The organism is Parabacteroides sp. An277 (genome assembly GCF_002159645.1).
GTDB lineage: Bacteria > Bacteroidota > Bacteroidia > Bacteroidales > Tannerellaceae > Parabacteroides.
Genome location: NZ_NFJB01000056.1, coordinates 1 through 14873, shown reverse-complemented (window position 1 = coordinate 14873; position 14873 = coordinate 1). Strand labels below are relative to the sequence as shown.

Below are 14873 nucleotides of genomic sequence, written 5' to 3'. Positions count from 1 at the left end.
GAAAAGAACCAAAAGTTCAAGGCTGCGTCTGCTGGGCTACTCGCTTCCTGCACTCCGCTGTTCACGTCGCAAACTCGCGCTCCGCGCTCAAACAGCGACGCTCTCGGCCGCTCCGTTTCGCTCGCTCGCTTCACGCCCACCAGACAGAGGCCGGTTCAATGGACAATGGACAATGGAGAATTGACAATTATTCATTACCACAACGTGATGGGCTCCGGATATTCCACCACCAGCGGACTGCCTCCGTCGTAGGTCTCGATGCGGACTTTGTATTGTCCTTCTGTCAAATCCGGAACCATCGTAAATTCACAGCTGGTCTCTGTGACGTTACTGATAGTCGCGGCCTTAATCCATTCGATGTAATCCTGATCATTAACGAGTCCGATGACATGCTCCAGCGTGCCGTCTTGTCCCTTCAGGGTGAAGCCTTGATATTTCATACCAGTTTGCTCGCCTCGTTCGATGCGATGTGGATTCTCCGGGTCACCTCCTTCTTTTTGGTAGACGGCGGTGATTTCGGGCGTGACGGGTTCGGGAGTGGGTTCGTCGTCCTCGTCCTCTTCGTCCGGCTCTTTGCCACTTGTCGTCTCTCCCAACGCTTCCCGTTTATAGCGGGCAATGGATTGGTTCTGCAGTTTGATGAAATCGGCATAATCCGCCTCGCCATCCAAGATGACAAGCGCGTTAATTACCTGGACCAAATTTTTATAAGCCGTATCCACCTTTGCACGTGCCTCGCGCATCGCGCCCACCTTGCGGTTTGCATATTCGCTTTCGCGTTGCTCGATGAGCGTGTTTACCTGTTCGTTGGCCTCGGTCAGCTTTTCCACCACTTCCGTCAGGTGCAAAGCCTCAACTTGTTCCGCGAATTTGCCTTTCAGGTCAGCCGTCAGGTTTTGCAACATGCCTGTCTCGCGATCCAACTGCGCGCTGGTATCAATGTTGTAGTCTTTCATGTGCTGCCACAACACTTTAGCCGCTTCGGCAATCGTTTCGACCGGATAGTTCAACATCGCCTTTACAGCTGTCCGGTAGCTCTGGTAGAGCTTGTCGCGCAAATCGTCTGCCGTGCTGATTTTATCGCTCAGGAAATTCTTTTGTGAGACCTTCAATGCTTCGTCCTCCTCAGTGAGGCCCGACTCGTAAAGGGTTACTAATTTGGTACATTTGGTAGGAATCGTGCCGTGTGCCTTGATGCGCGCCAATGTATTTTTATGGTACATGAAGTGCGCGCCATTTGTCAAGTTAGCTACTTTGATTGCATTTATTTTCATACGCAATGTGTTTTAAAATGATTCGATGCGAATTTACGACTATTTTTCGAATAATCCAACTTTCTAAAAGATTTGCACCGATGGAGGAACCCCTCACCGAGCTTTCGAAATGGCTTGCACCGACGGAGGAACCCCTCACCGGGCTTCCAGAACGGCTTGCACCGACGGAGGAACCCCTTACCGAGCTTTCAGAACCGCTTGCACCGGCGGAGGAACCCCTCACCGAGCTTTCAGAACCGCTTGCACCGGCGGAGGAACCCTTCTCCGGGCTTTCGGAATGGCTTGCACCGATGGAGGAACCCCTTACCGAGCTTTCGGAACGGCTTGCACCGGCAGAGGAACCCCTTACCGGACTTCCGGAACGGCTTGTACCGGCGGAGAAGAGAATGTTCCGTTATTTCTCCAATCTTCATTTTCTATTAAATAGGGTATTCGTAGCAGACCTCGCAAGAGGTCTAACCATGCTTAACCGGCTGTGTGGCGCGAAGCGGCACCTGCGGTCAAAGTCCGCCCCACAGTCTCGACCTCGAAGGGGTCGAACCTTTTCATGTCCGCCCTGTTCGACCCCGTTGGGGTCGGGATAGAGGGGACATCGGCTACCGCAGGTGCCGCTGGCGCGTCACCAGCCGGTTAAGCATGGTGGGACGGTTTCATCGTCCGCTCGGTGCTTCCATTAAGATAGATGTGAAATTCTTCCTCAAAAATTAGCACCTATTAAAATAATGTTAGTTCGATATAAGGACTAACGTTATTTTATATCACCCACCAAACTACCCCACCTCTAATTCTACCTATTTCCCTCCCAAACGACAAGGGAGAAGCGGGGAATCCATAAATAAAGTTAAGCGCAGAAAGAAAAATGCCAGAAAGTTATGCTGCATAACATAAAATGTATACTTTTGCACCGTGTTTTTCATGGTATTAGATTTAAGGTTAGCAATGAAGATTGGTTGTCGGGATGACAACCTTTTCTTTTTTATAGACTTACCTGATGGTAACTCTCATTTATTTTCCTACCTTTGCTGCACAAAATCAAATTGACAAACAGGAATGACGACGATAGAAATCAATAAGACTTACCAACGGATTGTCGGCCGATTGGAACGGAAAGAACTCAAAAGCGCTTTCGATGAATTGCAAGGGTTAATTGCCGGGACGGGCGAGTATGGGTTTCAAGACCAGCTCGACCAATGGCAAAATACCTATAAATATATGTTGCATTACCGCATGAACGGCGTCCAAGACCCCATGCAGGAACAGATATACAACCAAGTGCAAGCGGCTTGCTATGAATTGGCCGACCGTGTGAAGCAACGGGGATTGGCCGTCGATTCGCCCACCAGCTTTTACAGCCAACGACGGATGCAAAGACCGACTTCGCTCCGCGGATTGCATGAGTTACTGCAGAACAGCCGAGACATCGCGCGGATAAAAGGAAATAAGGAGGGCAAGCAACAGATGGAAGAGGCTCGCGCCGCGCTCTTCCAATACGTCTGGGCGTCAGGATTCCTTTCGGCGGAAGAGGTCAGCGAACTGCGGCTTATCTTGCGCGACGAGGAACTGCCCACCAACATCGGATGCCTGCTTACCTCGGCCCTCTTGTTGGGGTTGAACGAGTTTTTCGATGTGACGAAGATGGAATTGCTTTTCGACGCCGCCGCTTCCCGCGAACCGGAAATCGCCGTACGCGCTTTGATAGCCCTGTTGCTGATGCTCTACAAATACCGTCGGCGGACCCATCTTTATCCGCAACTGGACGACCGGCTACAAGCCTTATCCGAGACTTCGCCCACATTCACGAAGGCGCTGTTGCAAATCACATTGCGCTTCATCCTTGCTCGCGAGACCGAAAAGATATCCGACAAACTGCAGAACGAAATTCTCCCCGAAATGATGAAGTGGAACGAAACCCTCGGCAAAAAAATCAACCTGAAAGACCTGACGCCCGAACAACTGAGCAACGAGATGAATCCCGAATGGCAAGAGGCCATCTTCTCCGATTCCGGTTTGGCTAAAAAAATGACGGAATTCAGCGAATTGCAACTCGAAGGTGCGGATGTGCTCCATTCCACGTTTGTCCATTTGAAAGATTATCCCTTTTTCCGCGAAATAAGCAATTGGTTCTTGCCGTTCAGCATCGAACATACGGCATTAGACGGTGTGCCCAAAAGTCAGGACCTGACGCTGATGGACACAGTCATGGAGGCCTCGTTTATGTGCAATTCCGACAAATATTCGCTCTACCTCAGCATGATGAGTTTACCCGAAAGTGCCCGGAAGATGATGCTGACGCGACTGGACGGACAAGCCGCCGAAATCATCCAACAAAACAAAGAGGAATTGCTGGGCAAGCGCTCACAGACGGAACTCATCGCTGGGCAATACGTGCAAGATTTGTATCGTTTCTTTAAGCTCTATCCCAGACATTTGGATTTTGATGACCTCTTCGCTTATCCGCTCGACTTCCACAATCTGCCGGTGTTACGTCCCTTCTTGTCAGACGAAGGAAGCCTTTCGACTATTGCAGCTTATTACCTGCGCAAACATTATTTCCAAGATGCACTCACGGCATTTGCTCGTTTGGTGGAAAAGAATCCGGAAGACGACGTATTGTTTCAAAAAACAGGTTATTGCCGCCAAATGACGAACGACATCGCGGGTGCTTTGCAGGATTATCTCCATGCCGACCTTCTGAATCCACGAAGTCCTTGGGTAATCCGCCGCATCGCCGGTTGCTACCGGACATTAAAACAACCCGCCCAAGCACTGGAATATTACCACCGATACGAGACACTCCAGCCCGACAATCTCTCCGTACAAATCAGTATCGGACATTGCCATTTGGAGCTAAAAAATTACAACGAAGCGTTGAAATATTTCTATAAAGTTGATTATCTCGACGCAGAGAGCCACAAGGCTTGGCGTCCTATCGCTTGGTGTTCCTTCCTCACCGGAAAATACGACCAGGCTCGCCACTATTACGGTAAAATATTAAATGACAATCCCAACATGCAGGACTACCTGAACGCCGGCCATACGGAATGGGCCCTCCAGAACATGATACAAGTCATTGACTACTACCAAGAGGCACTCCGAAAGGAAAACGGCGACTGGAACAAATTCTACGAACAATTCGAGCAAGATATTCCTGATTTGGAAAAAGCCGGCATCGAACGGGACGAAATCCCGCTTCTGCTCGACGAAGTACGGTATCAATATTAAAAGAAAGAAGTTTGAAAATTTTTGGAAATCACCGCGCACAGAGCGCAACGGTTTCCAATTTTTTTTAAAGCCCTTTTCCCGTCAGGTTTGCAGTTTCACATAATTCAGGCGCGTATATTTTATACCCTTATACACAAAGATTTGAGATATACGAGCCGAAGCTACGCGGATGATTTCGCCCACCCGGAACGCACGCTCCATCGCGGAAAGCTGTCCGGACACCAAACTGGGATAAAGCGCGGGGAGACTCAAGATGACCCGGTTCCCAGCACGGTCTTCCGCATAAAGCACCTGCGTAACATAAAACAATGCTGACCCCCCTGCGGCGTGCGTCCTATACGGGTCGTCTTCGAGGCGGATGTGCATAATCCGAAACGACAAACCCTTCAGCCGCTCTCCTTTTTTTCCAAGGAATTGTGATGATTGGTTCCGTGATTGTTTTTGGCGAGAGAAATCTACATAAACAGACATATACGCACGCGCCATTTGCGTAAAACGGACCTGCTTGGGGATACGCGGCGTATATTTGCTGGCAATCCAATTGACATAAGCCGGATCAATTTTTAACACTTCATACAAATAATGACCACGGTATTTGCCAAAGCCAATCAAATCATCCCCATGCGTAGCCATCCTTTTTTCATTGTATTCCACCAAAAATACTTTCCGAGCGGAATGAAAACACAACGTGCTGACGCGCCGGAGCGATTCCTGCACCGACTCCGACAAATCATCTAAATAAAGAATCGGATTTCGTTCGACCGTCGGCGAATAAAACCAAAGCGAATAATGGGATTTCCCGGCATATGGCAAGACTATCAAATAGGCGCCCGATACCTTGTACGAATCGCGCCCCTCATTGTATCTACGCAATTGCTCATAAAGTTGCGTTTGTTGTTCGGTAGATAATGTAGGAATAATCGGTCGTGCCATAATTGCCTCCTATTTATAAAAAGGAACAAAAAAAATGGTGTCCAGGTTTTCACCGAACACCATTTTTTTACATTTCGCACCAAACAAACGCGTTATTCGCGAATGACACCTAATTTCGAAGCCCCCACAAAATCAAGGATATTCTGGATTTCCTCACTCATGGGTACTTGGTCCTTAATCATCAACAAAGCATCGAACACACTCGTGTTGCTCTGATAAAGGATACGATAAGCATGACTGATGTGCTTGATGATTTTCTCCGGAAAACCTTCGTGCTCCAAAATGAAAGCATTTACACCGTAATAGGAAGTCGGTTCTTTCGCCGCGATAATGTAAGGCGGAATATCCTTGCGGAAACGGCAACCCGTTTGGACCATTGCCCAACGACCAACACGTGTCCCCTGACTCATCAGCACGTTACCACCAAAGATAACGCAATCTTCCAGCAAGCAATTACCCGAAATCTTACCACCATAACCGATAACACACGAATTACCCACTTGCGTATCATGCGAAATATGCACACCTTCGTGGATGAAGTTTCCATTTCCGATGCGCGTCTGTCCGTCTGGCATAGTCGCACGGTTAATCACTACATTCTCACGAATAGCGTTATTATCACCAATGATAAGCAAAGTATCGTCTCCTTTATATCTGAAATCTTGCGGTTCAGCAGCCAAGACGGCATGTTGGAACACACGATTGTTCTTCCCCAACCGTGCGCCACTTAAGACGCTGGCATACGGCATGATTTCACAATTGTCGCCTATTTCCACATTCTTGTCAATATAGGCAAACGGATGTACTGTAACATTGTTGCCAAGCTTTGCAGCCGGATCAACATAAGCTAAAGGGCTAATCATAGCATTTTATATTAAAGTTAATCACTTATCTACCACCACCAACAGCGCTATACAACGTGATAACCGCTTGTATGCGTTGAATATTATCAGAAACTTCCGTCAATTGTGCGCTCAGCAGGTTCTGTTGCGAAGTCAAGATTTCCAAATAAGTAGCATCGCCACTCTGGAACAAATCTTTTGTGTAAGAGACCGCTTTTTCTAATTGCTCAACCTGCGCCTGATCATGAACCAGCATTTTATTGGTTGCGTCATATAAATGTAAAGCATTGCTCACTTCTTGTCCAGCCTCTAAAATAGTTTGCTGATAATTCATTTTAGCAATCTGTTCTTCCGCCTTTGAAACTTTCAAATTAGCCACCAATCTACCATTATTAAAGATAGGTTGCGCCAGCGAAGCCAATGCTTGGAACATGAATTCTCCCGGATTGGAAATAGTTATACCGGAACCATTCGTCCAACCGGCTGTTGCTGTAATATTGATACCCGGATAGAACGCCGCACGAGCTTGGTTTGTCGTGTAATAAGCGTTTGCCAAATTCATCTCGGCGATTTTCACATCCGGACGATTCTCCAACAATTGCAAAGGAACACCCGTCAGTAATTCTTCTGGCATAACTTGTTCTTCTAACGTTCCTCGTTCAATATGCTGAGGAGCCTTTGCCAATAACACAGACAAAGAGTTTTCTGTTTCACGCACTTGGCGTTTCAGATTAATCAAAGAAGCTTGTGTTTGTTCATACGCAGCACGCGTCTGGGTTACAGCAGCCTCCGTTGTCATGCCGGCAATCTTCATCGCTTCCATGACACGAACATTTTCCTTGTAAATACCGACTGTCTCTGCAGTAATTTCTACCTGTCGATCCAACATCAGCAAAGTATAATACAAGTTTGCTATGCCACAAATAACTTGAGAACGAACAGCCTGCTGGGAATACTGGCTTTGCAAATAAGCTGTCTTCTGGCTACGACTTGCGTTCAACAGTTTGCCAAACAAATCTACTTCCCAGCTGGCAGCCAATGGCGTTGAATAAGCCTTTGCCCAATCGCTTTCACCCATGGTCGTTATTGTCCCTTGGGGATTGAAGTTAATCGAAGGCAAAAACGCTAAGCGGGCGGCAGTCAGTTGCACTTTCGCCTCTTCTACACGAAGAATGGCAGCCTGCATATCCACATTATTGGCCAATCCTTCTTCTATTAAAACTTGCAATTTCGGATCACGGAAAATTTCTTGCCATGGAAGGTTTCCAATATTCGTTGTATCTGTAACGGCCAATGTGTCTGTCATAGATACAGGATCGCGGTAAATACCTTCAGTAGAAATGTCTTCCGGACGATCGTATGCTTTATAGATGTGGCAACTGCTTAGCAGTGCAGTTGCACACATCATCATGATTATATTTTTTTTCTTCATATTCATTTATTTCTTTGCGTATTGTTCAATTTCTGTATTCATATCGCTATTATCCAAATCATCCCATTCAAGCGGTTTGATCTTTTCTTGCAAGTATTGGAATGCAACGAACAATACCGGAACAATAAATATCTGACAAATCATACCGATTAACATACCACCAATTGCTGACGCACCCAATGTTCGGTTACCATGAGCACCTACACCGAAGGCGAACATCAACGGAAGCAAACCAATAATCATAGCCAATGAGGTCATCAAGATAGGACGCAAACGAGCGGCAGCTCCTAATACGGCAGCCCACGTTAAACTCATACCCATACGACGACGGTCAAGAGCGAACTCTACAATCAAGATAGCATTCTTAGCCAACAGACCCATCAACATGATTAAAGCAATTTGCATATAGATATCATTCGACATCGAACCCATAATCATCTTCAAAGCAGGTATGCTTCCCAATGAATTCATACCATTAACGAACAAGAAGCTGCCCAACAACCCGAATGGGATAGAAAGCAATACGGCCAATGGCAACATATAACTTTCATACTGAGCACTCAACAAAAGGTAAACAAATACAAGACACAATACAAAGATAATTCCTGTCGTATTTGTCGTTTGTGCTTCTTCTCGTGCCATACCTCCTAATTCATAGTCGAAACCTGCTGGCAAATTTTGGTTGGCTACCTCTTCAATGGCTTGCAAAGCTTGACCTGAAGTATAACCCGCCGCCGGAGAGACCATTACCTGAATAGAAGTATACAAGTTAAAACGACTAATGACATCTGGCCCGTAAATTTTCTTAAATGAAGCGAATTGAGAGAGAGGAGCCATCTCGCCATCACTACCCCGCACTTTAATACGATTCAACGATTCCAAATTTTTAGTTGCATTAGGTTCTGCCTGAATCATAACACGGTACATTTTACCAAAACTGTTAAAGTTTGAAGCATAAATACCACCAAAGTAACCTTGCATTGTTGTCAAGATATCACTTGGACTAATACCAGCTTTCTTACAAGCTGCTGCGTCAATATCAATTTGGTATTGCGGAAAACTTGGGTTGAAGTTTGTTCGTGCAGAATTAATTTCCGGACGCTCTTCCAATGCCGCTGTATACGAATTTACAATATCAAAGAAGTGATTCAAATCACCACCTGTTTTATCCTGCATATTTAATTCTATATCTGTAGAAATTGAATAACCTGGAATCATAGGCGGAGCAAAGAATAATACTTGGGCATCCTTAAATAACTTCTGTGAACGCATGAATAACGTTGCTACTACAATATCTGAGCTTTGCGTCAACGATCGTTCTTCCCAGTCTTTCAACTTAATGATAATAGAACCATAAGAAGGTCCCTGACCACTACCGATAAAACTAAAACCAGAGATAACAGTACGAGATTGCACGGCAGGATCTGCACCAATCAAACTATCTACTTGCGCCAATACTTCGCGGGCACGTTCCTGTGAAGTTCCCGGAGGCAACGTTACGGCTCCCATGATTGTACCTGTATCTTCGTTCGGAACCATACCAGTCGGCGTTGTATTCATGAAGAATATCAACAAGACAATAGATGCAATAACGGCAATCGTTGAAACAACTTTCTTCTGGATAAAGAACAATACAGCATTTTTATATTTACCCAAAACTGAGTCATATGAATTATTGAATGCTTTCTTGAATTTATCGGTAGTCATTCCAAAGAATGCCAATATACTAATTAACGCAAAGACAATAGTCAATATCGGATGCTCACCAAAGTTAAACATACCGAAAATCATACCTAATACGGCAACGACCGTGAAAAGAATCGTAATACTTGGGTGCAGCAAACGTCCAATGGCTTCGCTATATCGGCGAATCATGATTTTGCGAGACTCCTTCATGGCTGTACTTACTCGTTCTTTCAATGGCGCTGCTTCTTCACCTTCTGCCGGATGCGGTTTCAACAAAATAGCACAAAGGGCAGGTGACAACGTCAAGGCATTTAAGGCTGAGAAACCAATAGCGAAAGCCATTGTCAAACCAAATTGCTGATAGAATGTACCGGCTGTTCCCGACATAAAACTTACAGGAATAAACACAGACATCATGACCAACGTAATAGATACGATAGCACCGCCTAATTCACTCATGGCATCGATAGCAGCCTGACGGGTTGATTTATAGCCCTGATCCAATTTAGCATGGACCCCTTCGACGACCACTATGGCATCATCGACGACTATGGCAATTGCCAATACCAAAGCAGACAATGTCAACAAGTTCAAACTAAATCCGATAATCTTTAAAGCAAAGAAGGTGGCAATCAAGGCTACCGGAATGGCAATAGCCGGAATCAATGTCGAACGCATATCTTGGAGGAATACATACACCACAATAAACACCAAGATAAATGCCTCAATCAAAGTCTTGATTACCTCATGAATAGAAGCAAACAAGAAGTCATTGGCACTCTGTGCAATATTAATACCTAAACCTTCCGGCAAGTTCTTTTCATAATCGGCCAACACTTGTTCCAAGTTAGAGATGGTTTCCGTTGCATTGGTTCCTGCCATCTGATAAACGATACAAGATACAGCCTTATGTCCGTTTACCGTATTATTAAAGTTGTAGGTCAAACGGCCTAATTCCAAATCTGCTACATCACCTAAGCGAAGAACTTCTCCATTCGGAAGCGCTTTGATGACAATGTTTTCAAACTCCGTCTCTGAAGACAAACGCCCTTTCCAACGAATCGTGTATTGGAATGATTGGTTTCCTCGTTCACCAAACTGTCCGGGAGCTGCCTCGACATTCTGTTCGGCTAATACTCCAGAAATATCGCTTGGCACCAAATTATATTGTGCCATCACATCCGGTTTTAACCAAATACGCATAGAATAATCCGTACCCATCACATTGGCATCACCGACACCCTTTACACGTTTGATTTCCGGAATCAAGTTGATACTTGCATAGTTCTCCAAGAATTCAATGTTGTACTTATCCTCTTTATCATAAATAGAGAATACCATCAACATAGAAGTTTGACGTTTGTAAGTCGTCACACCGACTTGAGTTACTTCTGCGGGTAACAAACCTTGTGCCTGCGTTACACGGTTCTGCACGTTGACCTGTGCCATATCCGGGTCGGTTCCTTGGTTGAAGTAAACCGTAATACGCGCCGAACCGTTGTTGGTCGCCGTTGAGTTCATATACATCATGTTCTCCACACCGTTGATTTGGTCTTCCAACGGAGAGATTACAGAGTTCAATACGGCTTGTGCGTTGGCACCCGTATAAGTCGCACTCACCGAAATCGTAGGAGGTGCGATATCCGGATATTGGGTGATTGGCAACGTAGCCAAACCAATGAATCCCAAGATTACCAACAAAATAGAGATTACAGTTGATAATACCGGACGGTTAATAAATCTATCTAATTTCATTACTCTGTCTTAAATTAGTCTACTTTATTATATAATATAATGTATAAGTCATCAATTGAAGGCTGTAGCCAAATTCCCTTCGCGCTGGTCTTTCAGGGCTTGTTGATATTTAGCCACTTGTTGAGCTTTCGTAATCGGGACAATCTTCCGTCCGTCTGTTAACTGCTGAACACCTTCGATCACAATCTTCTCGTTTGTTTTCAATCCACTTGTTACGATGAAATTCTTCCCGTCGTTCAATGGAGAGATTTGAATTTCCGTATATTTAACGGTACTATCCGGTTGGAGGACATACACAAACTTCTTATCCTGTATCTCAACCGTTGCATTTTGTGGGATAACAATTACGTTTTCCATCGTATAAGGGAAAATGATGTTCGCCATACCGCCGCTTCGCAATATATTGGTTGTATTCGGGAAGATAGCACGCATACTAACCGAACCCGTCGATTGGTCGATAACACCGCTCACGGCATCAATCTTTCCTTCGAACTCATATATCGTTCCGTCTGCCAGTTGCAATTTCACGGCCGGCATCTTCTCCAATTGCTCCTTCAATGTTCCTCCTGCACGGGTCAGATTCAATAATTCTTTTTCCGTCATCGAGAAATAGACATACAAGTCCTTTATTTCCGACACGGTAGTCAACGGATCGGCTATGGAAGCACTTACTAATGCACCGACACGGTATGGGAAAGTTCCAATCACACCATCCGATGGACTCTTTACCGTACAAAAATCCAAATTTTGCTTTGCTTGAACCAACGAAGCATTGGCTTGTGCCAAGTTTGCTTTAGCCGTCAATAAGTTGTTCACCGCCGTTTGATATTCGAACGAACTGATAATTTGTTTTTCAAACAGCATGTGTTTGTTCTTCTCGGTTAAAGTTTGTGTGGCTAACGCAGCCTTTGCCGTTTCAACGGCTGCTTCTGCTTGCTTCACAGCAGCAGCATACTGGGTCGGGTCAATTAGAAACAAAGGTTGTCCCTTGCGGACAGTTGCACCTTCATCGACATACAATTTAACTATAAATCCAGATACTTGCGGACGAACCTCGATATCTTGGGTTCCTTTGATAGTCGCCGGGTAAGAGATTGTTTGGTCACTTGAAGTTGCATTCACCGTAGTAACAGCAAATTCATCATCACCCATCTTTCCGCTTTGACTGTTTCCACAAGAGAAAAGGATAAACCCTGTCGCGCATATAGCTATGAGCTTCGACTGGGTTACTAAAAATTTCAAGAAATGTTTCTTCATATTTGAACTATTTGATAATTTATTTTTTCCTTACAACTTGCTTTTTTGATACTTTTCCCACAAAGGTATATGTTTTCTTTGGAATAGGATTTCGTTTGGATTCCATTTTAACCTTAATTTGACCCGAATTATATCATTTTCTCAAAACTTTTTGCACTTTTGGTACGAATTGAATATCTATTGTTCCCAATAGAAATAAGCGAAAAACCATCCTCTCCGCACCCTTTTCCTCTTTCCTTCTGGCAAAATACAGATACACCCTTTCCAAACTTAAAAATACCCGAACAATTCTCTATCTTTAGGCTAAAGATACATATCTTCAAGTTAAAGATATATATCTTCAGGTTGCAGATACATATCTTTAGCCTAAAGATAGAGTTTTTCCAAGTACTTTTCCTCTTTTTAAAAGGTATCGGCGAAAGAAAATAAGGATAGAAACAAAATTTTAACCCCAAAATGTTGCCTATCTCCATAAATACTCCTAACTTTGGCAACAAACTTTAAGCTTATTATCATGGATACATCGATTCACGTTTCAGAGATTTTTAAAGCCAGTTGGGGATATACAAAATCCCAGATTTGGATACTGGCTGGGTTGGTTATTGGTTTTATGCTGATTGCCTTTACGGTAGGTATTTTTGCTATGCCCATGCAAGGTTCGTCGGGCGGAACAGCGTTTTCTTATCTTATTAGCGCACTCCTTTCCGCCATCTTCTACGTAGGATACATTAAAAATACCTTTCAAACCATGGATGGAGAGGAACCTCAATTCTCTGCCTACCTGCAAAGCGGGCGGAAGATTGCGAATTATTTCCTCGCCAACATCCTTTTTGGAGTCGTTGTCTGCATAGGCACGTTACTCTTCGTCATACCAGGTATTTATTTAGGTATACGCTTGCAATTTTTTGGGCAAAGCATCGTAGATGAAGATACCAGTGCTATTCAAGCACTCAAGCAGAGCTGGGCATTGACTAAAGGGAAAGTTATGCCGCTCTTCCTTTTGCTTCTGACGCAAATCCTGATACTCATCATCGGATTAATTCTTTTCGGTATCGGCATATTCGTAGCTATTCCACTCATACTCATGATGCAAAGCTACACGTATCGCCTCTTGAGCAATCCGCAGATATACGAAGAGATGCAAATATGATAACGCCTATTAGCCGTTTTTAAGTAGGAAAATCGCGCGGTTTAGCTTAACTTTGTCCGGAAAATGAAATAAATATGACTTCTCGGACAATATATTTATTCTCTTTAGGGTTGATTTTAAGCGGGATACTGGCTGGTTCCGTCTTATATGCTTCCCCTAAGAAAACAAAAACAGCCAAGCACGAACTTATGCGGGCTACGTATCCTATGAAGGAAATCACGTTGCCCGCCTATGTTTTTCCCAGCTATCCTTTTCCTGAGGTATTGGACACACTTTCTTCGCCCCGCAAATCCATCTCTACGGATTTCACTTCTCGCGAGATAAACCACGTGGGCGTTAAAGATTCCGAACGTTTTAAAGAAGGAGATGTTGAGATAATCGACCTTTCAGCTATCCAAGAAGGAGACTATGCCTTCCCGCTTCCAGGCGGCAAAGTGATTTCGCCTTACGGAGGCCGACGCCGTTATCATTCCGGGTATGATATTAAAACCGTACCGAACGATACCATCCGCTCGGCATTCGACGGAATAGTTCGCATGTCGAAGCCCTATGCGGCGTATGGAAACGTAGTGGTAGTACGTCATTATAACGGATTAGAAACCGTATATAGCCATAACTCTCGGAACCTCGTCAAAGTAGGCGATATAGTGAAAGCCGGTGACCCGCTTGCCCTTACTGGACGAACCGGACGCGCTACTACCGCCCATTTGCATTTCGAAGTTCGTATTAATGGTATCCATTTCAATCCGAACTACGTGTTTAGTTTCAAGCGTCGGACTTTACGTAAAGAATGCCTCATCTGTACGAACCAGCATGGACGCATTACGGTTAAACCTATCCGCTCGCTTCCTCTCTATTTATTAAATGAGAAGAATCAAGAAAAATAGAAATAGACAAGATTACAAACTTGTGATTTATTCCGAAGATTTGTATCTTTGCACCACCGAAAACAACATATGCATGCTTGTATATTTACAGAAAATGTTGTGATTTGCTTCTAAATTTGTATCTTTAATCCATTGAAAACAACTGCGGGGCGTATATCCTAACCTCCATACCCGTTGTGATTTGTTTTCAAATTTGTATCTTTGAACTATTGAAAACAACTAGCATTTTTAATTTAGATTCAAGTAAAAGTTGTGATTTGCTTTCAAATTTGTATCTTTGAACTATTGAAAACAACTTGGAAAGGAGGCAAACAATGACTGAAGGCGTTGTGATTTGCTTTCAAATTTGTATCTTTGAACTATTGAAAACAACGACAAGGTCGATTGGAAAAGTACAGAATGTGTTGTGATTTGCTTTCAAATTTGTATCTTTGA

10 protein-coding genes and 1 CRISPR repeat array are annotated in these 14873 nt (G+C 44.3%); of the genes, 4 read left to right on the top strand and 6 right to left on the bottom strand.

What is annotated here, in order from left to right; genetic code table 11:
• Positions 1-184 (top strand): hypothetical protein (locus B5F77_RS15915; RefSeq protein ID WP_204244990.1); only part of this gene is annotated, 184 nt, incomplete at its 5' end.
• A gap of 10 nt (positions 185-194) precedes the next feature.
• Here the strand turns inward: B5F77_RS15915 and B5F77_RS14710 are convergent.
• Positions 195-1274: a DUF6261 family protein gene (locus tag B5F77_RS14710; protein WP_087332113.1), complete on the bottom strand. Its 1080-nt coding sequence runs from the start codon at positions 1272-1274 to the stop codon at positions 195-197.
• Positions 1275-2324: 1050 nt separating this feature from the next.
• On the opposite strand from B5F77_RS14710, the gene B5F77_RS14700 reads away from it, so the two are divergent.
• Complete coding sequence (locus tag B5F77_RS14700) at positions 2325-4496, top strand: tetratricopeptide repeat protein (protein ID WP_087332109.1); 2172 nt, start codon at positions 2325-2327, stop codon at positions 4494-4496.
• Positions 4497-4577: 81 nt separating this feature from the next.
• Here the strand turns inward: B5F77_RS14700 and B5F77_RS14695 are convergent, their stop codons facing one another.
• The 5 genes from B5F77_RS14695 to B5F77_RS14675 form a co-directional block, all read right to left on the bottom strand.
• Positions 4578-5429 (bottom strand): hypothetical protein, encoded by an 852-nt coding sequence (locus tag B5F77_RS14695; RefSeq protein WP_087332106.1) that lies wholly within the window; start codon positions 5427-5429, stop codon positions 4578-4580.
• A gap of 92 nt (positions 5430-5521) precedes the next feature.
• Positions 5522-6292: an acyl-ACP--UDP-N-acetylglucosamine O-acyltransferase gene (lpxA, locus tag B5F77_RS14690; RefSeq protein WP_087332104.1), complete on the bottom strand. Its 771-nt coding sequence runs from the start codon at positions 6290-6292 to the stop codon at positions 5522-5524.
• Positions 6293-6317: 25 nt separating this feature from the next.
• The gene (locus B5F77_RS14685; protein ID WP_087332102.1) at positions 6318-7709 is read right to left on the bottom strand and encodes a TolC family protein; all 1392 of its coding nucleotides are present in this window, start codon (positions 7707-7709) and stop codon (positions 6318-6320) included.
• A complete protein-coding gene (locus B5F77_RS14680) occupies positions 7710-11144 on the bottom strand; it encodes an efflux RND transporter permease subunit (RefSeq protein WP_087332101.1) in 3435 nt (1144 codons plus the stop codon).
• A gap of 51 nt (positions 11145-11195) precedes the next feature.
• Complete coding sequence (locus tag B5F77_RS14675; RefSeq protein WP_087332099.1) at positions 11196-12401, bottom strand: efflux RND transporter periplasmic adaptor subunit; 1206 nt, start codon at positions 12399-12401, stop codon at positions 11196-11198.
• Between the two features lie 514 nt (positions 12402-12915).
• Between B5F77_RS14675 and B5F77_RS14665 the strand changes: the two genes are divergently transcribed.
• On the top strand, positions 12916-13551 hold the full coding sequence (locus B5F77_RS14665; protein ID WP_087332095.1) for a glycerophosphoryl diester phosphodiesterase membrane domain-containing protein: 636 nt from the start codon (positions 12916-12918) through the stop codon (positions 13549-13551).
• Between the two features lie 74 nt (positions 13552-13625).
• A complete protein-coding gene (locus B5F77_RS14660) occupies positions 13626-14438 on the top strand; it encodes a M23 family metallopeptidase (RefSeq protein WP_239446385.1) in 813 nt (270 codons plus the stop codon).
• A 32-nt stretch (positions 14439-14470) separates the two neighbouring features.
• Positions 14471-14811: a CRISPR direct-repeat array (repeat unit 35 nt; unit sequence TTTCAAATTTGTATCTTTGAACTATTGAAAACAAC).
• Between the last annotated feature and the right edge of the window lie 62 nt (positions 14812-14873).